Below are 20,578 nucleotides of genomic sequence, written 5' to 3' on the forward strand. Positions count from 1 at the left end.
ATCCGCGCGCGGGTCTAATCTTTTGTCGTGTCCAAGAGACCGACCAGCCGAGACGTGGCCCGGGCCGCCGGAGTCTCTCAGTCGACCGTCTCGATCGTGCTGGCCGGAAAGGCCGAGGGCCGGGTCAAGCCCGAGACCCGGCAGGCGGTGCACGAGGCCGCGCGGCGGCTCGGCTACCGCCCCAACCTCGCCGCCCGCAACCTGCGCCTCGGCCGCACCCGTACGGTGCTGCTCGTCGTCCCCACGCTGAGCGGCCCGGTGTTCGGCCCGATCTACGCCGGCGCGGCCGAGGTCGCCGCCGCGCGCGGCTTCGGCGTCGTGCTCCACCCCTGGCCCGACGACGCCGGCCCGGCGCGCAGCCAGGTCGACACGCAGGCCATCGAGGGCGTCCTCGCCTCCTCCATCGTCGGCGGCGTCACCGACTTCGGCGACCTGCCCGTCGTCGTGATGGACAGCGACCCCGCCGACCCGGCGCCGACCATCAACTTCGACGTCGCGGGCGGCATGCGCGCCATCGCCGGGCACCTGGCCGAGCTCGGGCACCGCCGGATCGGCCACCTCGCCGCCGCCGTCGACGCCTGGACCTTCCGCGTACGGGGTGCGGCGCTCGCGGACGCCTTCCCGGGCTCGCTCGTCCGTCGCGCCACACCCATCGATGTGGCCGCCGCACGTCAGACCGCCCTGGAGATGCTCGACCGGCCCGACCGCCCGTCCGCCCTCGTCTGCGACGACGACGTGATCGCCGCCGGCGCGTACAAGGCGGCCCGTGTCCTGGGCCTGGACATCCCCGGCGACCTGTCCGTCACCGGCTTCGACGACGTCCTCCTCGCCACCGCCCTCGAACCCGAGCTGACCACGGTCCGGCTGCCCGCGGAGCAGTTGGGCGCGACCGCCATGACCGCCCTCCTCGAACTCCTCGACGGCCGCCGTCCCGCCGACACCTCGCTCCCCGGCCAACTGATCGTCCGCGCCTCCACCGCTCCGCCGACCTGATCTGGTCTTTTCCGAAAAACCGGCAAGAACGGCTGCGGCCCCGCACTCGGAGCCACTCTTATAGGCTCGCGGGAGTGTTCGACTCGCCTGACTTCGATCTTGCGCCGTACGCCGGTTTCGACATGGAAGAGTTCGTGCGGCGTACCTACTGCAGTTGGCAGGACACCGGCTGGCGGTCGTTGCTCGTACAGTGCTTCACCCACGCGCGGGAGGCGGAGAACCTTCCGCTGCCCGGGGTGTCCGATCTGCATCTTGTGCTCTGCACGGGCGGGGACGCGACGATGCGGATAACCGCCGGCGGGAAAGCGACCCGGCGACGCTGGGTGCCCGGCCGTTTGGAACTCATGATTCCCGGCCACTCGACCATTCGCAGTTACCGCACGATGTCGGCGATGCGCACCATCCAGGTGCACATTCCGAGGGTGACCGTCGACCGGGCCGCGGCTGAGTTGGGAGGTCCGGGACCGGACTTCGAAGCGCTGTCCGCCGTCCTCGGCGCGGGCGACGCGGTCGTCGAACACGTCATACGCGCGTTGCCGGCCCGCGCGGGCGCGGGCGCGAATGACCTGTATGCGGAATCGGCTGCGGCCTTCCTCGCGACACATCTGCTGACTCAAGGCCGAGAGAATCGCATACCGGGTCCCGAGCACACGGCCGTCCGCAAAGGCATCGCGGTCATGCGAGACCGCCTGGCCGATCCGTTGACGCTCGCCGATATCGCCGCCGAAGTGCGGTTGAGCGTGTACCACTTCATCCGCGTGTTCCGCGAAGCCACCGGCGAGACGCCGCACCGGTTTCTCACCCGGCTGCGGATCGAGCAGGCGCGGCGGTTGCTCGCCGGCACCGACCTCACCATCGGGCAGATCGCCGAACGCTGCGGCTTCTCCAGTCCCGGCAGCCTGTCCTCGGCCTTCCTGGCGCACGTCGGCGTCCGGCCGTCGGTGTACCGCAAGATCTCGTCGACAGGTGGGCAATCCGGCGCATGTCCCGAGCCGACCGCGCCGTCCTAGCGTGAGCGAGTGCCGTACACCTTTTCCGTTACCTCGCGTTCTCCGGCGAGCCCCGACGCCGTCTTCACCGTGCTCGTCCATGCGGCCACCTGGCCATCGTGGTCGCCGATCGACGCCGCCGAGATCGAGGGCGGCGGCGACCCCGAAGGCCGGCAGCAGGTCGGCGACACACGAATCTTCCGCACCGGCCGGGCGATCTCCCGGGAACGCATCGTCGAGCTGGTCACCGACCGGCGGTTCGGTTACGAGAACGTGAGCGGTCCGTTCCGCTCCTATCGAGGCACCGTCGAACTCGCCGAGGCGCCGCAGGGCGGCACCGACATCATCTGGTCGGCGACCTTCGAGCCGAAGCTGCCTCTCTCGGGGCCGTTCTGGCGGTGGTACCTGACCCGCTTCATGCAGCGGATGGCCGACGGCCTGGCCGCCTACGCCGACGCGCCGACGGACCGGAACCCGGCCTAGTGTCCGCGAGGTGACCTCGCCGGCGACATCTGCACGCGCCGACGACTAACGCGGCAGATTCTCGAGGTCGACGCTGATCGGGAACGGCACGAGCACGCTGAGCGTGCCGTGGTGGATGCCGGTCAGCGCGTACGTCTTGGTCGCCGGGTCCAGCTCGTACACGTAGACGACCGGGCGCCCGTCGTTCTCCTCCACGCGCCAAAAGTGCACGATCCCCGCCTCCGCGTATCGCGGTGGCTTGAGCTTCCGGTCGCGTTCCTCCGACTCGGGTGAGACGACCTCGACGGCCAGATGCACCTCGTCGGGTGTGTAGAAGGTCCGGTCGAGGTCATCCGCCGCAGCGGAGTCGATGACGAGCACGTCCGGGCAGGGCCGCATCCGGTGCCCGAGCTTGACGTCCATCCGCCATACGGCGCACACGTCGTCCGGCGCCTGGCTGCTGAGCTCGGTCACCAGCGCGTGAAGTGTCCGCTCGTGGAATCGACTCTGGGGCGCGGCGAAGATGAGGGCTCCGTCGATGAGTTCAAGCCGCTCGAAGAAGCCGGGTTCGCCGTTCGGGCCGTCGGAAGGCAACCGGTCCATGTCATCGGCTGTCCATCCCCACGGCGGCGGAGACGGCCAGTGGGCGAGCGCGTCGCGGATACGCCGACGACTTTCCGTGTTCACGCGGATATTCTCCGCGATACGAGGGGCTGTCGTCAGGCGGATCTGGGCGGCGGGGGAGACTGGCGGGCATGACGTATGAGGCCGCCGAGAACAGGTACGAGAGCATTCCCTACCGCCGGACGGGGCGCAGCGGGCTGAAGCTGCCCGCCGTGTCGCTGGGGCTGTGGCACAACTTCGGGGACGACAAGCCCCTGGGCACGCAGCGGGCCATCCTGCGCCGGGCGTTCGACCTGGGCGTGACGCACTTCGACCTCGCCAACAACTATGGTCCTCCGTACGGTTCGGCGGAGACCAACTTCGGGCGGATCTTCCGGGAGGACTTCCGGCCGTACCGCGATGAGATCGTGCTGTCGACCAAGGCGGGCTACGACATGTGGCCCGGCCCGTACGGCGAGTGGGGTTCGCGGAAGTACCTGCTGGCCAGCCTCGACCAGTCGCTGAAGCGCATGGGCGTGGAGTACGTCGACATCTTCTACAGCCACCGGTTCGACCCGGAGACGCCCCTCGAAGAGACGATGGGCGCGCTGGACCACGCGGTGCGGTCGGGCAAGGCGCTGTACGCCGGCATCTCGTCGTACTCGGCGGAGCGCACCGCCGAGGCCGCCGCGATCCTGCGCGACATGGGCACGCCGCTGCTCATCCACCAGCCGTCGTACTCCATGCTCAACCGCTGGATCGAGGGCGGTCTCCTGGACACTCTGGGTCAGGAGGGGGTCGGCTGCATCGCGTTCTCGCCGCTGGCGCAGGGCATGCTGACCGACAAGTACCTGAACGGCATCCCCGAGGGCTCACGGGCCGGCCAGGGCAAGTCGCTGTCCCCGGACCTGCTCACCGACGAGGCCATCAGCCACATCCGCGCGCTCAACGAGATGGCCGAGAAGCGCGGCCAGTCGCTGGCGCAGATGGCGCTCGCCTGGACGCTGCGCGATCAGCGGGTCACGTCCGCGCTGATCGGGGCGAGCAGTGTGGCCCAGCTGGAGGACAGCCTGGGCGCTCTGCGGCGGCTCGACTTCAGCGACGACGAACTGGCCACCATCGACCGCTACGCGGTCGAGGCGGGCATCAACATCTGGGCCGCCTCCAGCGCCCACTGAACTTAGGGCGTGTCCGGTGACCCACCGGACGCGCCCTATGCCGTGATGAGCAGGGTGGCCGCGCCCGCGCCGATGAGCGCGGCCGCCCACACGCGGTCGAGGTTGAACCAGGCGCGGCGCAGGATGGCCAGCCCCACGACCTCGTACACGATGACGGCGATGGTGCCCGCGACGACGAACATGGCGAGCGTGTGCACCCCCGTCACGAAGATCGCCGCCATGACGGCGCTGCCCGCGCCGGAGGTCATGCCGTGGGAGTGCCCGGGCACGGTCACCGCGCCGTGGGTCAGTACGGGCAGCAGCATGAGCCCGGCCCCGTGCGCCGAGGACATGAGGAACGACCAGCAGGCCAGCTGCCAGAGCGTCAGCCGCATGCCCACCCAGCGGAAGTGGCGGCTGGACAGCAGCCGCCACAGGCCGAACCCGACCAGCAGCACGCCGCCGCCGATCGACAGGATCCGGGAGGTCACCACCGATCCGGTGAGCTCGACGACGGCCGCGACCAGGAACACCGACGCGGCGTGCCCGGCGGCGATCGCGGGCAGCGACTGCAGCACGAGCGCCCGGGACCGCTCCTGCAGGCCCCTGGCGACGGCGAACAGCCAGCCCATGCCGGGGTTCAGCCCGTGGAAGGCGCCGAGGGCGACCAGTGCCACGAGCGATCCGTCCTTCATCGTCATGGGTAGCAGTAGGAGTCGGAGGAGGCGTCGCCGCCCTGGAGACGGACCTGGTGCGGGCGCAGCCCGCGGAACGCGTCGCCGTGCGGGAAGAACCGCTCGTCGACGGTGAACTCCGCGCCCGAGTCGAGCTTGGCCGCCCACGCGCCCACGCCGTCGGGGTAGAACTGGTCGTCCCACGAGCCGTACAGCGAGTTCGTGACGTACACGCGCTTGCCGTCGCGGCTGACCTCGACCATCTGCGGGCCGCCGGCGAGCGGCACGTCGGGCGCCGCCGGGTGCGGGGTGCGGCGCGTGATCCCGCCGATGCGCACCGACCCGGCCTCCACCGGGTTGAACGGGTCGGACACGTCGTAGCGCTTGAGCTCGCCGGTGCCCCAGCACGAGACGTACAGGTGGCGGTCGTCCACGGACAGGTCGATGTCGGTGACGAGCGGCGGCACCGCCCCGAACGGCGCGATCACCGGCGGCAGGTCCGCGCCATCCGCGGGCTCGGCCGGGATGGTGATGACCTTGCGGGCCTTGAACTCGCCGTCCTCGCGGTACCAGAGCCAGACCGAGGCGGACAGGTCCTCGACGCTGACGACGACGCCCGCGAAGCCGTACGTCTTGGTCGGGTCGTGGGCCGGCCGCAGCTCGAGGACCATCTGGTGCTCGTCGCCGAGGTCGACCGTCTGGACGTGGCGGCGTTTGCGCAGGTCCCAGAAGTGCAGGGCGTGGCCGTACTTGCGGCCGAGCAGCAGCTCGGCGTTCACGCCGTCCTCGATCATCGAAGGCGTGCCCCACTCGGAGGTGATCATGACGTCGTGCGCGATGTGCCACCAGAAGTCGTACGCGAGGTGCTGCGGCCCGCGGTCGGCCTCCCACGCCCCCTGCACCTCGAACGACGTGTGGTCGAGCACCGCGACACCGCCGGGTCCATCAGCGCCGTTCGCGCCGCCGAGCGCGGAGACGTACAGCCCGTCGGGGCCGCAGTGGACGGTGTGCGGCCGGGAGTAGCCGGCGCGCTCGGCCAGCTCCTCCGGCTCGATGACCTTGACGATCGACGGCTTGAGCGGGTCGTCCTTGACGTCGATGACGTAGATCCGGGAGGAGCGGAGGCCGGGCACGATGAGGTAGCGGCGCTCGACGTGGGGGTGCGGGGCGTTCGGGCACAGGGCGCTGCTGCAGGCGTTCCACCCGAAATGGTGCAGCTCGTCCCCGGTGTAGGGCAGATCCTGCCAGCCGACCACCGAGCCGTACGAGGTGGAGTCCGGGTCGACGTCGACCACGGCGAGGGCGTCGGGGCTCTCGGCCGAGCGGTCGAACGCGACGATGTAGGCGAGCGTCTCGGGCGGAGCGCCCGCCGCTTCGCGGGGGGATGTATAGAAGGTCGGATCCGGTCTCCACAGAGCCATTCCACGCTCCTTCGGACGACGAAGTCGTCACGCACCGTGCAGGCGTCCTTACCCGCCATCCTGCCTGAAAATCCCTATCGACTCAATGGGGAATATGGTGCCGTCATAAACTGCGATTTGTCCTGACTCTCGGACAACTGTTCCGTAAGTGTGCGACGGTGAACTCCATGGCACCGGAACCTCTCCCGCCCCAGGTCCCCGGCGGCGCCGGACCGCGGCCCGAAGACGGGCCGCAGGACGTGTCGCAGGAGCCCGGCTCGGTCTCCATCGACGCGAGCCTCTCACCGGCCGCGAAGAAGATGATCACGGAGGCCCGTTCCCAGCTCGGTTACCACGAGGCCGCCAACGGACACACGAAGTACGGCCAGTGGTACGCCGACCGGCACCACGACCCATCGTTCGCCGACGCCAACTGGTGCGACATGGGCCTGTCCTGGTGCGCGGCGCAGATCGGCGCGGGTTCCGTCGTCGGCGAGTACGCCTACACCCCCTGGCACGCCCAGTGGTTCGCCGATCACAAGCACTGGGGCACCCGACCGCACGCCGGCGACCTGGTCTTCTACGACTGGGACGGCGGCCACTCGATCTCCGGCATCGACCACGTCGGCCTCGTCGAGTCGGTACGGAGCGACGGGCGGATCGTGACGATCGAGTTCAACACGAGCGACGCCGTGATGCGGCGGGTCCGCACCCCCGCGGGCATCGTCGTCGGCTACGGCTCCCCCGACTACCGATCCCTGGAGGACGACATGGCCGAGGTGGTCAGCCTCGGCGCCGGCGCGCAGCAGCAGGTGCCGGCGTCCAATGACATCTCGATCCAGTTCCACACGGAGTACTCCGACACCCACGGTCACCACTCCCCGGACGGTTTCTCGATCACCGCCGGCGCGACGATGTGGGCGGTCTGCGACGCGATCGTCCAGGTGACCGGCCTGCGGGCGAACGACGCGGTCGACATCGCCTGGTCCCGGATGAAGCCGCCCGCCAAGGAGGGCGACCCCTGGACGGTGGCGGACGACGCCTGGCGCACGCCGTTCCGCGCCGCGCCGGACGGGAGCCTGCGGGCGCAGCTCGGCGGCCAGATCGGTCTCAACAAGGACACCCGCCTGCGGCTGCGCGTCTACAACCACAACGCCTACCCGGTCACCGTCGCCTCCGCGCTGGCCAAAGTGGCGTTCCTGAAGTACTAGGGCGGATGAGGTGAGGAGGCACCCGGGTGGCGAACCAGTACCTCCGATGCTGGCACAATCAGCTCGCGTGACCGACCTCGTGCAGCTGCTCACCCCCGAGGGGGAGCGGATCGACCATCCCGGGTATCCGTTCGAGATCAGCGGGGAGGAGGCCCGAGGGCTCTTCCGCGACATGACGCTCGTCCGCCGGTTCGACACCGAGGCGATGGCGCTGCAGCGGCAGGGCGAGCTCGGGCTGTGGGCGCCGCTGCTCGGGCAGGAGGCCGCGCAGATCGGCACGGCCCGCGCGCTGCGCCCGGAGGACTTCGTCTTCCCGAGCTACCGCGAGCACGGCATCGCGTACGTCCGCGGCGTGGCGCCGGCGAACCTCCTGGAGCTGTGGCGATGCGTCTCCTACGGCGGCTGGAACGCCGAGGACCACCGGATGGCCGGGTACGCGCTGGTGATCGGCGCGCAGACGCTGCAAGCCGTCGGCTACGCCATGGGCGTGCAGCGCGACGGGGCGTCGGAGGCCGTGCTGGCCTGTTTCGGCGACGGCGCGACCAGCCAGGGCGACGTCAACGAGGCGTTCGTGTGGGCGGCCGCGCAGAACGCCCCCGTGGTGTTCCTCTGCCAGAACAACCAGTGGGCGATCTCCGCGCCGCTGGAGACGCAGGCCCGCGTGCCCCTCTACCGCCGCGCGGCCGGCTTCGGGTTCCCCGGCGTCCGGGTGGACGGCAACGACGTGTTCGCCAGCCTGGCCGTGGCCCGTACGGCCCTCGACCGGGCGCGGAACGGCGAGGGGCCGACGCTCATCGAGGCCTACACCTACCGGATGAGCGCCCACACGAGCTCCGACGACCCGCGGCGCTACCGGGCCGACGCGGAGCTGGAGGAGTGGCGGCTGAAGGACCCGATCGAGCGGCTCCGGGCGTACCTCACCAAGAACGAACTGGCCGACGACGACTTCTTCGAAGCTTTGGACGCCGAGGCCGACGAACTCGGCCGCCGCGTCCGCGACGAATGCCGGGCGCTGCCCGACCCGGACCCGCGTTCGATGTTCGACCACGTCTACGCGGGCGCGCACGAGCAACTGGCCGAGGAGCGGGACGCGTTCGTGGCCTACCTCGACACGTTCGCCGACTGACGGCCATGATGGGGGGAGGACGACCTCAGGCCGGAGGCCGCCTCATCGATCGACGTGGCGGCTCCGGGAGGGGCGACGCCGACCTACGGCCGGCGTTCGTCTACGATTTCAGGGTCTCGGCATCCGCGGTGGTGAATCAGGCCGACAGCGGCCCGCACCACCGGCATTCCAAGGAGAATCGTTGAGCAGCCCGAGTACCAAAGACAACCTGGATCTCGCCGAGAGCGCGCGGGATCTGGCCGACCGGGCGCCGGCCGGGTCGCTCGAGAAGGCCGCCGCCGGGTCCGTCGCCGTGACCTGCGCGACCACCCGTGACTTCGAGCAGGCCCGCACCGTCCTGGGCGGTCTCGTGCCCGAGGACGTACGGCGTGCGGCGATCGAGCTCCTGGACCGGCTCGCGACAGGCCACCGCTGACCCGCATGTGACGCAGGGGCTGCGGCCGCGCCCGGTGCCGGTCACGGCCGACCGGTGCGGCATGTGACCCACGTCACGCAACCGGGCGCGCGCCTGGTGCGGTCACCGGGGTGTGAGCGCAACGCGAACGGCCCAAGGGGCCGTGGTGCAGGTCCCTGCGGTCGTCGACCTGTCCGTCATCGTCCCCGCCTACAACGAGCGGTTCCGGCTCCGGGCCACGCTCGAGGCGATCAGCGGGTATCTGCGCGCCTCGAACCTGCGCTGGGAGCTGATCGTCATCGACGACGGGTCCCGGGACGGCACGTACCGTGTCGTCGACTCGGCGGCGCGCACCGATCCGCGGATCCGGCTGATCCGGTCCCCGCACAACCGCGGCAAGGGCCACGCCGTACGCCTCGGCGTCGCCGCCTCGCGGGGCGCGCAGGTGTTCTTCTGCGACGCGGATCTGCCGACGCCCATCGATGAGCTCGACCGGTTGCGCTCCCGTCTGCGGGGCGGGGCGGCGGCCGCGATCGGATCGCGGGCGGTGGCCGGTTCCCGGATGGAGGTCCGGCGGCCGCCCGCTCGCGAGATCCTCGCCCGGCTGGGCAACGGAGTGATCCGTACGGTGGCCACACCGGGCATCCGCGACACGCAGTGCGGGTTCAAGCTGTTCGACGGGGACAAGGCGCGGCGCGCGTTCGCGCTGGCGGGCATCGACGGCTGGGGATTCGACGTGGAGATCCTCTACCTCTTCCGTCGTCTGGGCTGGCCGGTCGCCGAAGTGCCGGTGAGGTGGGCGCACCAGAACGGGTCGAAGCTGCGATCCGCCGACTACCTCAGGGCGCTCGCCGACGTGATCCGCGTGCGATGGAGACACGTGAGGACCCCGGGTGAGACGCCGTGACCGTGGGCGGTGACGTCGTCGCGCCGACCGCGGAGGACGCCGAGGCGACGGGCGGGCGCAGGTGGCCGCGACCGGGATGGTTCGTCGCCGTCGGCTATCTGATCGGCGCGTTCTGGGTCTACGGGCGGTTCTGGCCGGGCCTCGGCCATCGGTACCTCACCGACAGCGGACAGGACCAGACCCAGTGGGAGTGGTTCTTCGCCGTCACCGCGCACAACGTCGTGCACCTGCACAACCCGTTCTTCACCACGCTGCTGAACCACCCGCTCGGCGTGAACCTCATGGCCAACACCGCGATGCTCGGCCTGAGCGTTCCGCTGACCCCGGTGACCCTGCTCTTCGGCCCCACGGTCACCTGGGCGCTCATCCTCACCCTGGGCCTGGCGGCGACCGCCACGGCCTGGTACGGGCTGCTCCGCCGCCACGTCGTCGGCTCCTGGCCGCCCGCCGCCCTCGGCGGCGGCTTCGCCGCGTTCGCCCCACCGGTCATCTCGCACGCGAACGCGCATCCCAACCTCGCCGTGCTGTTCGTGATCCCGCTGATCGTCGATCGGCTGATCCGGCTCACCGTCGGTGACGCGGTGGTCCGCGACGGGGCGATCCTCGGGCTGCTCGTGACGTTCCAGCTCCTCCTCGGCGAGGAGCCGCTCCTGCTCGCCGCGACCGGACTGGCGGTCTTCGCCGTCGGATACGGTCTGGCGCGGCCGGACCGGGTCCGGAGCGCCGTCGTTCCCCTGGCGAAAGGGCTCGCCGTCGCGGCCGCGGTGGGCGTGCCGCTGGTGGTGTATCCGCTGTGGTGGCAGTTCACCGGCCCGCAGAGCTACCGGAGCCTCCTGCACGGACCGGCCGGCAACGACGTCCTGGCGCTGACGGGGTTCGCGAGCCGGTCCCTGGCGGGAGACCGGGCCACCGCGGGCCCGCTCTCACTCAACCCGACGGAGGAGAACGCCTTCTTCGGCTGGCCGCTGCTCATCCTCCTCACCGTCCTCATGGTGTGGCTCTGGCGGGTCGCACTCGTACGGGCGCTCACCCTCGTCATCGTCGTGGCCATGGCCTTCTCCCTCGGCCCCGAGATCGTCTTCCACGGTGCGAAGACCGGGCTCATCGGCCCCTGGAAGCTCGTCGCGCAGCTGCCGCTCTACGAGTCGGTGCTGGAGACCCGCTTCACCATGGTCTGCGTGCCCGCCATCGCCGTCCTCCTGGCATTCGCCACCGAGCAGGTGTGCACGCTGGGCGCTCTGGCCCCCTGGCGAGGCGCGCCGCTGCGGCTCGTCTGGGGGGTCGCGCTGGCCGAGGCGCTGCTGCCCATCGCCCCGAAGCCACTGCTCGCCGCCGACCGGCCGGCGACGTCGGCGTTCTTCACGCGCGGCCTCTGGCGCCGGTACGCCGCACCGGGCCGCACCATCGTCACCGTCCCGCTGCCGGACTCCGGCGAGGCCACGGCCATGCACTGGCAGGTCGTGGCCGGTCTGCGCTTCTCGCTCGCGGAGGGCTACTTCCTGGGACCCTGGGGCCCGGACCGGCAGGGCGGCTACGGCGCCGTTCCGCGCCCGACCTCGAGCCTGCTCGCTCGCGTCCGCGACGACCACACCGCCGCCGCGGTGACCCCCGCCGACGTCGGGACCGCCCGGGACGATCTGATCTTCTGGCAGGCGGACGCGGTCGTACTCGGCCAGTGTGACCAGCAGCAGCCGCTGCTGGTCACACTGGACCGGCTGCTCGGTCCGGGAGCGTACGTCGGCGGCGTCTGGGTCTGGGACGTACGCCCGGTCACCCGGCCGAGGACGGGCGGCTGAACGCCGGCCCCGGGTCCGAACGGCTGCCAACGGGTGCCGGTCACGCGGCCGAGGACGCCGTTCGGGCCCCGGAACCGACGCTCGACCTGCCAACGGGTGCCGTTCGCCCGGTAGCGCGGCCGAAGGCGGGCGGTTGAGCGTCGGTCCCGGGCGGCCCGAACGGACGTCGGCGAGTCCGGCGTGTGGCAGCCGGTCACCCCGGGGTGGGCGACGGAGCGCCGTGCCCCGGTCCCGGGGTCGCCGTCCCGGTGGCGGTCGGGCTCGCGGACGGTGTGCCCGTCACGCACGCCGGCGGCGCGGACGCGGGTGAGGCCGTCGACGGTCCGCGCCGATCACATCGGGCCTCGGGGACGGACGGCCAGGTCGGCTGGGCCGTGAGCCGTACCGACGCGGCCAGGTCGCGCAGGCTCGCGTCGCCGCCGAGCCGCGCCAGCGCGGAGGAGTCGCCGACCTCGACGGTGATGCCGCTGCCGTCCAGGAAGGCGACCTTCGTCCGCGACACCGCGGCAGGTCTTCCGCCGATGGTGGCGGTGGTGACGCGTCGTTCGACGGCCGAATACCGGACGCCGACGTCGATCCGCGTCGTGGTGTCGGCCGCCGCGTCGTCGGCGGCGAAGCGGAGCATCAGCACGCGCCCGAAGCGGGCCGGGCCGATCGAGGTGACGACACCGACCAGCCGGTCCTGCGCGCCGAGCGCGTGAGCGGGCACCGTGACCGGCCGCGTGACCGCGTCGTTCGCCCCGGCGCGTACGCTCAGGGCGACCTTCTCCGCGCGGTCGGCGTCGGCCCCGGGTCCCTTGAGCGAGACGAATCCCCAGGCGCCGGGCCGCCATTCCCAGGCCAGCTCGGTCGCGTCCGGACGGATCACTGGGTCCGTCAGGAGCAGGGCGCGATGCCCGTCGACCGGTGTGGCCTGGCGGCCGGAGGGCCGCCAGGCCACACCGGCGCCCTGAGGCGTCCGGCCCTTGGCGTACATCACGACCACCGCGTCCGTGCCCGTGCCGTCGCCGGGGTTCGCCGCCCGGAGCACGATCCGCTGGCGGTAACGGCCCGTCTCGTACGTGTCGGGGGTGAATCCGCCCGCGGAACCGACCCTGAAGGCGCGATGCAGGACATCGAAGCCGTCCCGGCCGGGGGCCGCGGGACGCGGGTCCGTGGGGGCCAGGACCTGAATGAACACGCCCACGGACGCCACCGCGGCGACGACGGCACTCGTGGCCCCGGCCCCGATCGCCGCGTGCCGGATCCGAGCGCGGCGGCGCCCCCCGCGCAGCGCCCTTCGCACGTCCACGCCGGGAGGCGCCTCGGGTCCTGCCGTACGCAGCGGGGCGAGGAGGTGAGCGCCGTCCTGTTCTGGCCGCGTCATCGGTCTCTCCCTCCGAGATCGGCGGTGATCGGTTCGCCGAGCAGCCCGCGCAGCCGCTCCAGGCCGCGCGCCGTCTGGCTCTTGACGTTTCCCTGCGAACAGCCGAGGATCTCGGCGACCTCCGCGACCGGCAGGTCGCATAGGAATCGCAGGACGAGCACCGCGCGCTGCCGCGGCGGCACGCGCTCGAGAGCGGCGTGCACGACGGTGCGCGTCTCGACGTCGGGCCCCGCCGTCGCCGGCAGGCTCGGGGTCTCGTGCGGTGCTCCGGTGAGCCGGACGCGCGCCCACCGCAGGCGTTGCTCGTTGAGGAAGGACCGGATCAGGATCGTCCGGACATACCTGTCCAGGTCATCGGCCTCTCGGGCGCGATGCCAGTGGACGTAGAGCCGGGTGATCGCCGTCTGCAGCACGTCGTCGGCGCGGTGCGCGTCCTTGCACAGTAAGTAGGCGATGCGGTGCAGTTCGGGCAGCCTGGCCGTCACGTACTCCACATAGGCCTCTTCGTCGGCCGCGCGCACCGATCCTCCTCGTTGGCTTCGCCTATGAGACCGGCGCGGGCGCGGTAAAGGTTGCACGGGTTCCGAAGATGGCCGATCGCGGACGGTGCTCCCCCGCGTGCGCCATGAGGAGCGTCGAGGGTCGCGGCGCGCGCCGCCTCGGCTGACACGGCACCCGGGAGACGTCATGCCGGCGCCCGGGAAGCCGTTGCCGTCGTCCGGCCGGAGCACACGGTGTGATCTCGGTAGAATCCCGACTGTGGCCGAGCCGAAGTTCGAGATACAGATGCTGCACGACCGTGTCATGGTGCGCCCGGAGAAGGAGTCGGGAGAGCGCCGCAGCAGCGGAGGCATCGTGATCCCGGCGACCGCGGAGCAGAGCAACCGCCTCGTCTGGGGCGAGGTCTGCGGCGTCGGCCACAACGTCCGCACCGTCAAGGTCGGCGACATGGTCCTGTACCACGACGAGGACCAGTTCCAGGTCGAGGTGCAGGGAGAGTTGTACCTCGTGATGCGCGAGCGCGACGTGCACGCCGTCGCCAACGAGCGCCCCGAGTACGGCACCGGCCTCTACCTGTGACCCCCGCCTCGAAGCGCCCCGATCGTCAGCGCTCGGCGGGGATCGTCCGCAGCCGGTCCGGGTGGCCGGTGATCGACTCGTCGGCCGCCGGCCTCACAGCGGCAGGGTGAACGCCGACAGGCGGGTGTAGACGCCCGGATAGCCCGGGCGGGCGCAGCCGTACGCCCAGGAGGTCAGCCCGGCGAGCCGGCCCTGGAGGATGAGCGGTCCACCGCTGTCGAACTCACAGGTGTCGGCCTTCGGCGAACCCGCGCACACCATGTCCTTCGCGCTGAACGTGTCGCGGCCGTACGCCGCCGAGCACCGCTTGTCCGGGGCGATCGGGATCGTGGCCTCGCGGAGCCGTACGTTGAACAGGTCCCGCTCCGAGGTCGTGCCCCAGCCGAGGACCCGCGCGTCCGTGCCGGGCGGATAGGTGCCATACCGGCCGATGAGCGGCAGCGGCAGGCGGTTCACCGGCCGGGCGAGCGTGAGCACGGCCACGTCGTTGTGCTCGACCGTCTCGCCCTGGAAGGCCGTCTCACGGAAGTCGGGGTGCACCCAGATCTTCGTGATCCGCACCGTCTCGCCGTCCTTCTTCGACAGGTCGGCGCGGCCGAACACGGCGCTCAGCAGGCCCGGAACCTGCTGCAGGAAGCTCACGCAGTGCGCCGCCGTCACGACCTTGTCCGGCGCGACGAGCACACCGCCGCAGAACTGCCCGGAGGGCCGGATGAGGAAGGCCGGCGTACCGATCGCCGCCAGCCACGACGGCGGGGTGGCGAGCGAGCCGCCGACCACCGCGTTCGCCGAGGGGGTCACCAGCCCGGCGCACAGGGCGAGCGCCGACAGGACCACCGCCGCCAAGCGGCGCGGGAACAGGGGCATGGGGGGAGCACCTCCGTCCGGTGCCGTAAAACCTAACGGCATCGGGTCCCGCCGCGCGAGGGGGGCGGGTGATCGGGCGCGCGGCCCGGACTGGTACGGGGGGCTTTGCGACAGGGACTAGTCGTACCTGCGGCTGGTGCGCGAGGAGATGCGTCCCACGAGCTTGCGCGGGGCGAGTCTGCCGAGCCCGACGAGGGTCTTGTACTGCGCGCCGGGGACGCTGACGGTCATGCCGCGCCGGAAGTCGCGCAGCGCGTCGGCGACGACCCGGTCGGCGTCCAGCCAGAACGCCTCGGGGACGGCGGACACGTTGATGTCGGCCCGCTCGTGGAACTCGGTGTGCACGAAGCCCGGGCACAGGGCCATGACGCGCACGCCCGGGACGTCCTGTGCGGCGCCCTCGCTGAACGAGACCACCCACGCCTTCGACGCCCCGTACGTGCTGCGCGCCAAGAACGCCGCCACCGATGCGACGTTGATGACGCCGCCGTGGCCGCGCTCGCGCATCCCTGGCAGAGCGGCGTACGTCAGCCGCAGCACCGCCTCGCAGTGGACCCGGAGCATCGTCAGCTCCTCCTCGAGGGGCACCTGGAGGAACCGCCCCCTGCTCCCGAACCCGGCGTTGTTGACGACCAGGTCGGCGCGGCGGGCGGCCTCCTCGCCCTTGGCGATGCCTTCGTCGGTGGCCAGGTCGGCGACGACGACCTCGGCGTCGCCGTACTCCTCGGCGGCGCGGGCCAGCCGCTCGGCGTCGCGCGCCAGCAGGATCAGGTGGAAGCCGTCGGCGGCGAGCCGGCGGGCGAACGCCGCGCCGATCCCCGCGGTGGCGCCGGTGATGAGGGCGGTGGGCATGATCTCAGGCTACCGATCCCCGCCTCGCACGTGGCGTCAGCGCTGGACCGGCTGGTCCGCGTCCGCTGAGTGTCGCCCGCGAGATCGGGGCCTCGGCCCGGTCGGGACCGCGGACCCGGCTTCCGGCGGGGCCGCGACGCCGGGAAGGCCGGGCAGCCGGAGGCGCATCAGCGCGCCGCCTCCGGGCCGATTCTCCGCGACCACCTCGCCGGCATGGTGCTCGGCGGCGTTCCGGACGATCGCCAGGCCCAGGCCGGACCCGCTGACCGCGCGCGCCGCCGCCGACCGGTAGAAGCGCTCGAAGACGTACGGCAGGTCGCCCGGCTCGATGCCGGGTCCCTCGTCGGCGACGACGAGCTCGCCGTCGCGGAGCACGACCCACACGGTGCCGTCCGGCGGTCCGAACTTCACCGCGTTGTCGAGGAGGTTCGTGACCGCCCGCGCCAGCTCCGGCTCCGCCCCCTCCACGAGCCACGGTTCCAGGTTCACCGAGAACACCGTCGCGGGGGCGCGCAGGCGCACCCGCTCGACGGCATGGTGGACGACCTCGTCGAGCCGTACGGGCTCGCGCCGGCGCGGCGTCTCGTCGTCGCGCGCCAGCTCGACCAGGTCCCCGACCAGGGTGGTCAGCTCCATGAGCTGGGCCTTGACGTCGGCGAGCAGCCGGTCGTGGGTGCCCTGGGGCAGTGGCCGCTCCGGGTGCCGCTGGATCTGGATCAGCAGGTCGATGTTGGTGCGCAGGCTCGTGAGCGGGGTGCGCAGCTCGTGGCCGGCGTCGGAGACCAGCTGCCGCTGCCGCTCGCGGGACCGGTTGAGCGCGGCGAGCATGGCGTTGAAGCTGTGCGCGAGTTCGGCGATCTCCCCGCCACCGGTCACCTCGATCGGCGTGGGGTCCAGGTCCTGCGTACGGGCGATCCGCGCCGCCGCCCGGGTGAGGTTCCGGATGGGCCGCAGCCCGGCTCCGGCGACGGCGAAGCCGGCGGTGGCGGCGAGGGTCACCGCGCCGAGCCCGAAGATGACGGTCCCGAGCTGGAGCCGCAGGACGGTGCGGTCGACGTCGGCCAGGGACCGGGCCAGCACGATGACGTTGCCGTCCGGGGCCCGCGTCGTCACGACCCGCACGTGGACGTCGCCGGAGTAGGCGCTGCGGAGCCGGACCTGAGGCCCCGGGCCGGCCGACACCGCGCGCACGTCGGCGGAGTCGACCGGCACGCGGAGCGTCGTGCCCGGCGGCGTGGTGACCGAGCCGTCGGGCTGGACGATCGCGACGCTGATCCCCAGCGGGGCGAGCAGGTGGGCGTCGTGCCGGTCACCCGGCCGGTCGTCCGGCGAGTGGGCGAACGACTTGGCCTGGCTGATGAGGTTCTGGTCGATCTGGTTGCGCAGCTCGTTCTGCAGCAGCGTGTCGGCGGCGAACGCCACGATGACGATCGCCAGGATGACGGCGCCGGCCGCCAGCAGCGCCACGCGGGTCCGCAGCGACAGCCGGCGCGGGGACGGGACTCTCATCGGAGGGCGTACCCGACTCCCCGGACGGTGTGGATCACCCGGGGCTCGCCGTGCTCTTCGGTCTTGCGCCGCAGATAGCCGATGTAGACGTCGAGGGAGTTGGACGAACGCCCGAAGTCGTACCCCCAGACCTCCTCCAGGATCCGGGAGCGCTCCAGCACGTGGCGCGGGTTGCGCATCATCAGCTCGAGCAGGTCGAACTCCGTCCGCGTGAGTTCGAGCGGCCGCTCGCCGCGGCGGGTCTCCCGGGTGGTCAGGTTCATGGTGAGGTCGCCGAAGCGCAGGACCTCCTCGCGGGCCCCGTCGCCGTCGTCGAATCCGCGCGATCGCCGCAGCAGCGCGCGCAGGCGGGCCAGGAGCTCCTCCAGCTCGAAGGGCTTCGTGAGGTAGTCGTCGGCGCCCGCGTCCAGGCCGGTCACGCGGGCGTCGAGGTCGACGCGGGCGGTGAGCATCAGGATCGGGATGTCGTCTCCGCGCCGCCGCAGCATCCGGCACGCGCCCAGCCCGTCGAGGTTCGGCATCCTCACGTCGAGGATCAGGACGTCGGGCCGGGCGGCGTCGACCGCCTCGAGGGCGCCGATGCCGTCCTCGGCGAGATCGACCTCACAGCCGTTGAACCGCAGCACGCGCTCCAGAGCGGAGCGCACCGCGGGGTCGTCGTCGGCCACCAGGATCCGTGCGGAAGCCACCATGCGTTCAGCCTGGGCAGTCGCCGTGATCCGACCATGAAGCGAATATGAGACCCGCCTGAGATCCCCGACCGGTCACGCGGCGCCGACCTGGCCGGAACCGGCCCGTCACCTTGATCCGATGTCCGGCCGGTGTGACAGTGCGCGCGTTCTGACTGCTCCTGAGATGGGAGATGACCGTGCGCGACAGGATCCGGCCATGGGCCCGCTGGGCGGTGATCCCGGCGTTCGCCCTCGTCGCCGGCCTCACCGCCCCGGCGCATGCGGCGCCGACGGCGAAGGCGACCGGCGAGGACTGTGAGGAACCCGCGGTGAAGGCGGCCAAGGCCGCGACGACCCGGGTTGTGAGAGACGAGGAACCAGAGGAGTGCGGGCCGCTCGCCCCGGGCGAGTGGAAGGCACGACAGGACCTGTCCGGCGGGGCCGGGCTGCCCGAGCAGGCCCTGCTGACGGCGGCCGGCCAGGCCCGCCGGATCCGGTCCGTCGGGCACTGGACCTCCGAGGGGCCCGCGAACATCGGCGGGCGCGTCACGGGCGTCTCCGTCGACCGTACAGGGGCGGTCTTCATCACGGCGGCCAGCGGCGGCGTCTGGAAGAGCACCGACCGGGCCACGACGTTCCGGTCGGTGTGGCCGGACGACTTCCCGCAGGCCACCGGCGCCACGGTCGCCGCCCCGGACGGGTCCGTCTACGTCGGCACCGGCGAGGCGAACCCGGGCGGCGGCTCGCTCACCTACGAAGGCGACGGGATCTACCGGACCACGGACGGCGGCCGTACCTGGAAGAACCTCGGCCTGCGTCACTCGGCCACGATCGGGCGGATCGCCGTCGACCCGAGGAACCCGAAGCGGATCTTCGTGGCGGCCACCGGGTCGCTGTTCCGCCCGGGCGGGGAGCGCGGCGTCTACCGGACCACCGACGGCGGCCGTACGTGGCGGCGCGTGCTGGCCGGGGCGAACGCCTGGACCGGCGCGGTCGACCTGGCGATCGCTCCGGACCGGCCGGACACCGTGTACGCGACGCTCTGGGACCGGCAGCGCACGCCGAGCCTGCGCCGGTACGGCGGGCCGGGTTCGGGGCTGTACCGCTCCACCGACGGCGGCGCGCACTGGACGCGGCTGGAGAACGTCACCAAGCTCACCCCCGGCGACACGACCGGCCTGAAACCCGACCCGAGCTTCAGCCGCTCCGGGGTGGCCGCCGCGCCCGGCGGACGGGTGTACGTCCGCACCGCGACGTGGGGCGCGTACGGCGACGAGAAGGGCTTCTACGTCTCCGACGACGGCGGGAACTCCTTCACCACGGGCGGTGCGCCCGAGGCCGCGCTCGGCTGGTGGGGCGGCGAGGTCTGGGTCGACCCGGCGAACCGGGACCACGTCCTCGTCCCAGGGGAGTTCCTCCGCGAGTCCAAGGACGGCGGCAAGACGTGGGCCAACGACACCGGCACGCACGTCGACCACCACGCGATCGCCTGGGACCCGACCAAGCCGGGCCGGGTCTATGAGGGCAACGACGGCGGCGTCTACCGCTCGGACGCGAACGCGGCGGCCGGCAGCTGGACGCACGCGGCGTACGAGCCGTGGACGCAGTTCTACAGCGTCGCGGTGAGCGCACAGGACCCGACGCGCATCACCGGCGGCGCCCAGGACAACGGGTCGAACCGGACCTGGGGCGGTGACCGCTGGAACTCCTGGTACGACGGCGACGGCGAGCAGAACCTCATCGACCCGCGGAACCAGAACCGCGTCTACGCCTGCTACCAGTACGGGAACTGCGCCCGCTCCCTCGACGGCGGCGACCACACCACCGACCTCACGGTCGCGGCGGCCGAGGACGACCGGTTCAACTGGTTCAGCCCCCTCGAGTTCGCCACCGACGACCCCGACGTCACCTACCTCGGCGGGAACCGGCTCTTCCGGTCGACGGACGGCCTGCACTTCGCGCCGATCAGCCCGGACCTGACCGGCGGGCCCGGCGACGACCCGGTCTACCCGTTCGGCACGCTGACCTCCGTGCAGGCCACCGGCGACCGGATCCTGGCCGGCACCGATGACGGCCGCGTCCAGCTGACCCGCGACGCCGGGCGGACGTGGGCGCCGCTGCTGACCGGGAAGCAGTGGGTGACCCGCGTCCGGTTCGACGGGGCGCGCGTCGTCGTGACCCTGTCCGGATACCGCGCCGGGACCGGCGGCGGAAACGTGCTCACGTCGTCCGACGGCGGCCGGACCTGGAGCGACATCACCGGCAACCTGCCGACGGCTCCGGTCAACGATGTGATCATCGGTCCGCGCGGCGTGCTGGTCGTCGCCACGGACGCCGGCGTGTTCGCGGGCCTCGGGAAGCGCTGGATCCGGCTCGGCAGCCTGCCCCTGGCCGCGGTCACCGACATCGAGTTCAAGGCCGGGAGGCTGTACGCGGCGACCTTCGGCCGCGGCGTCTACAGCATGCGGCTCACCCCGGCACTGCTCCGCCAGGTCGGCTGATCGAAGGAGGAAGTGATCCG

At 72.0% G+C, this 20,578-nt stretch carries 20 protein-coding genes; 11 read left to right on the top strand and 9 right to left on the bottom strand.

Going from position 1 to position 20,578, the window contains the following annotated elements; translation table 11 throughout:
- The first annotated feature begins 27 nt into the window (after positions 1 to 27).
- From ACYVF7_RS18815 to ACYVF7_RS18825, 3 genes are all read left to right on the top strand, one after another.
- The gene (locus tag ACYVF7_RS18815) at positions 28 to 993 is read left to right on the top strand and encodes a LacI family DNA-binding transcriptional regulator (protein WP_460341865.1); all 966 of its coding nucleotides are present in this window, start codon (positions 28 to 30) and stop codon (positions 991 to 993) included.
- A gap of 74 nt (positions 994 to 1,067) precedes the next feature.
- The gene (locus ACYVF7_RS18820; RefSeq protein WP_460341868.1) at positions 1,068 to 2,003 is read left to right on the top strand and encodes a helix-turn-helix domain-containing protein; all 936 of its coding nucleotides are present in this window, start codon (positions 1,068 to 1,070) and stop codon (positions 2,001 to 2,003) included.
- Positions 2,004 to 2,012: 9 nt separating this feature from the next.
- Complete coding sequence (locus ACYVF7_RS18825; RefSeq protein WP_460341871.1) at positions 2,013 to 2,465, top strand: SRPBCC family protein; 453 nt, start codon at positions 2,013 to 2,015, stop codon at positions 2,463 to 2,465.
- 45 nt (positions 2,466 to 2,510) lie between these two features.
- On the opposite strand, the gene ACYVF7_RS18830 is transcribed toward ACYVF7_RS18825, so the two are convergent.
- Positions 2,511 to 3,131, bottom strand: coding sequence for a Uma2 family endonuclease (locus ACYVF7_RS18830; RefSeq protein ID WP_460341874.1), 621 nt, complete (start codon positions 3,129 to 3,131; stop codon positions 2,511 to 2,513).
- A gap of 68 nt (positions 3,132 to 3,199) precedes the next feature.
- Here ACYVF7_RS18830 and mgrA point away from each other — a divergent pair, with 68 nt between their 5' ends.
- The gene (mgrA, locus tag ACYVF7_RS18835) at positions 3,200 to 4,225 is read left to right on the top strand and encodes an L-glyceraldehyde 3-phosphate reductase (protein ID WP_460341877.1); all 1,026 of its coding nucleotides are present in this window, start codon (positions 3,200 to 3,202) and stop codon (positions 4,223 to 4,225) included.
- Positions 4,226 to 4,260: 35 nt separating this feature from the next.
- Here mgrA and ACYVF7_RS18840 read toward each other — a convergent pair whose 3' ends face one another.
- Together ACYVF7_RS18840 and ACYVF7_RS18845 are read right to left on the bottom strand one after the other, a co-directional pair.
- On the bottom strand, positions 4,261 to 4,899 hold the full coding sequence (locus ACYVF7_RS18840) for a hypothetical protein (RefSeq protein WP_460357998.1): 639 nt from the start codon (positions 4,897 to 4,899) through the stop codon (positions 4,261 to 4,263).
- A gap of 2 nt (positions 4,900 to 4,901) precedes the next feature.
- Entirely contained in the window at positions 4,902 to 6,299 is a 1,398-nt protein-coding gene (locus tag ACYVF7_RS18845) for a selenium-binding family protein (protein WP_460341880.1), read from the bottom strand.
- A 167-nt stretch (positions 6,300 to 6,466) separates the two neighbouring features.
- Between ACYVF7_RS18845 and ACYVF7_RS18850 the strand changes: the two genes are divergently transcribed.
- From ACYVF7_RS18850 to ACYVF7_RS18870, 5 genes are all read left to right on the top strand, one after another.
- Positions 6,467 to 7,489 carry a CHAP domain-containing protein gene (locus tag ACYVF7_RS18850; protein ID WP_460341883.1) on the top strand — a complete coding sequence of 341 codons (1,023 nt, stop codon included), beginning with the start codon at positions 6,467 to 6,469 and terminating at the stop codon, positions 7,487 to 7,489.
- A gap of 67 nt (positions 7,490 to 7,556) precedes the next feature.
- Positions 7,557 to 8,615: a pyruvate dehydrogenase (acetyl-transferring) E1 component subunit alpha gene (pdhA, locus tag ACYVF7_RS18855; RefSeq protein ID WP_460341886.1), complete on the top strand. Its 1,059-nt coding sequence runs from the start codon at positions 7,557 to 7,559 to the stop codon at positions 8,613 to 8,615.
- 181 nt (positions 8,616 to 8,796) lie between these two features.
- Positions 8,797 to 9,030, top strand: a complete 234-nt coding sequence (locus ACYVF7_RS18860; protein ID WP_345442303.1) for a hypothetical protein — start codon at positions 8,797 to 8,799, stop codon at positions 9,028 to 9,030.
- Positions 9,031 to 9,175: 145 nt separating this feature from the next.
- On the top strand, positions 9,176 to 9,916 hold the full coding sequence (locus ACYVF7_RS18865) for a dolichyl-phosphate beta-glucosyltransferase (protein WP_460341889.1): 741 nt from the start codon (positions 9,176 to 9,178) through the stop codon (positions 9,914 to 9,916).
- A complete protein-coding gene (locus ACYVF7_RS18870) occupies positions 9,913 to 11,712 on the top strand; it encodes a hypothetical protein (protein ID WP_460341892.1) in 1,800 nt (599 codons plus the stop codon). The genes ACYVF7_RS18865 and ACYVF7_RS18870 overlap by 4 nt, the downstream gene beginning before the upstream one ends.
- A 193-nt stretch (positions 11,713 to 11,905) precedes the next feature.
- Here ACYVF7_RS18870 and ACYVF7_RS18875 read toward each other — a convergent pair whose 3' ends face one another.
- Together ACYVF7_RS18875 and ACYVF7_RS18880 are read right to left on the bottom strand one after the other, a co-directional pair.
- Complete coding sequence (locus ACYVF7_RS18875) at positions 11,906 to 13,078, bottom strand: hypothetical protein (protein ID WP_460341895.1); 1,173 nt, start codon at positions 13,076 to 13,078, stop codon at positions 11,906 to 11,908.
- Complete coding sequence (locus ACYVF7_RS18880) at positions 13,075 to 13,599, bottom strand: SigE family RNA polymerase sigma factor (RefSeq protein WP_460341898.1); 525 nt, start codon at positions 13,597 to 13,599, stop codon at positions 13,075 to 13,077. Before ACYVF7_RS18880 ends, ACYVF7_RS18875 begins: the two co-directional genes overlap by 4 nt.
- A 238-nt stretch (positions 13,600 to 13,837) precedes the next feature.
- Here ACYVF7_RS18880 and ACYVF7_RS18885 point away from each other — a divergent pair, with 238 nt between their 5' ends.
- A complete protein-coding gene (locus ACYVF7_RS18885; protein ID WP_460341901.1) occupies positions 13,838 to 14,158 on the top strand; it encodes a GroES family chaperonin in 321 nt (106 codons plus the stop codon).
- 93 nt (positions 14,159 to 14,251) lie between these two features.
- On the opposite strand, the gene ACYVF7_RS18890 is transcribed toward ACYVF7_RS18885, so the two are convergent.
- The 4 genes from ACYVF7_RS18890 to ACYVF7_RS18905 form a co-directional block, all read right to left on the bottom strand.
- Complete coding sequence (locus ACYVF7_RS18890; protein WP_460341904.1) at positions 14,252 to 15,025, bottom strand: S1 family peptidase; 774 nt, start codon at positions 15,023 to 15,025, stop codon at positions 14,252 to 14,254.
- A 117-nt stretch (positions 15,026 to 15,142) separates the two neighbouring features.
- Complete coding sequence (locus ACYVF7_RS18895; protein ID WP_460341907.1) at positions 15,143 to 15,877, bottom strand: SDR family NAD(P)-dependent oxidoreductase; 735 nt, start codon at positions 15,875 to 15,877, stop codon at positions 15,143 to 15,145.
- A gap of 36 nt (positions 15,878 to 15,913) precedes the next feature.
- The gene (locus tag ACYVF7_RS18900; protein WP_460341910.1) at positions 15,914 to 17,386 is read right to left on the bottom strand and encodes a sensor histidine kinase; all 1,473 of its coding nucleotides are present in this window, start codon (positions 17,384 to 17,386) and stop codon (positions 15,914 to 15,916) included.
- On the bottom strand, positions 17,383 to 18,078 hold the full coding sequence (locus ACYVF7_RS18905) for a response regulator transcription factor (RefSeq protein WP_460341914.1): 696 nt from the start codon (positions 18,076 to 18,078) through the stop codon (positions 17,383 to 17,385). The genes ACYVF7_RS18900 and ACYVF7_RS18905 overlap by 4 nt, the downstream gene beginning before the upstream one ends.
- 176 nt (positions 18,079 to 18,254) lie before the next feature.
- Here ACYVF7_RS18905 and ACYVF7_RS18910 point away from each other — a divergent pair, with 176 nt between their 5' ends.
- On the top strand, positions 18,255 to 20,558 hold the full coding sequence (locus tag ACYVF7_RS18910; protein WP_460341917.1) for a WD40/YVTN/BNR-like repeat-containing protein: 2,304 nt from the start codon (positions 18,255 to 18,257) through the stop codon (positions 20,556 to 20,558).
- Positions 20,559 to 20,578 lie beyond the last annotated feature (20 nt).

Source organism: Actinoallomurus acanthiterrae, from assembly GCF_054775715.1.

Bases quoted from the DNA above. Each gene is read 5' to 3' on its own strand.
- mgrA (WP_460341877.1), top strand. From the start codon at position 3,200: ATGACGTATGAGGCCGCCGAGAACAGGTACGAGAGCATTCCCTACCGC.
- ACYVF7_RS18840 (WP_460357998.1), bottom strand. From the start codon at position 4,899: ATGAAGGACGGATCGCTCGTGGCACTGGTCGCCCTCGGCGCCTTCCAC.
- ACYVF7_RS18845 (WP_460341880.1), bottom strand. From the start codon at position 6,299: ATGGCTCTGTGGAGACCGGATCCGACCTTCTATACATCCCCCCGCGAA.
- ACYVF7_RS18850 (WP_460341883.1), top strand. From the start codon at position 6,467: ATGGCACCGGAACCTCTCCCGCCCCAGGTCCCCGGCGGCGCCGGACCG.
- ACYVF7_RS18875 (WP_460341895.1), bottom strand. From the start codon at position 13,078: ATGACGCGGCCAGAACAGGACGGCGCTCACCTCCTCGCCCCGCTGCGT.
- ACYVF7_RS18890 (WP_460341904.1), bottom strand. From the start codon at position 15,025: ATGCCCCTGTTCCCGCGCCGCTTGGCGGCGGTGGTCCTGTCGGCGCTC.
- ACYVF7_RS18895 (WP_460341907.1), bottom strand. From the start codon at position 15,877: ATGCCCACCGCCCTCATCACCGGCGCCACCGCGGGGATCGGCGCGGCG.
- ACYVF7_RS18900 (WP_460341910.1), bottom strand. From the start codon at position 17,386: ATGAGAGTCCCGTCCCCGCGCCGGCTGTCGCTGCGGACCCGCGTGGCG.
- ACYVF7_RS18905 (WP_460341914.1), bottom strand. From the start codon at position 18,078: ATGGTGGCTTCCGCACGGATCCTGGTGGCCGACGACGACCCCGCGGTG.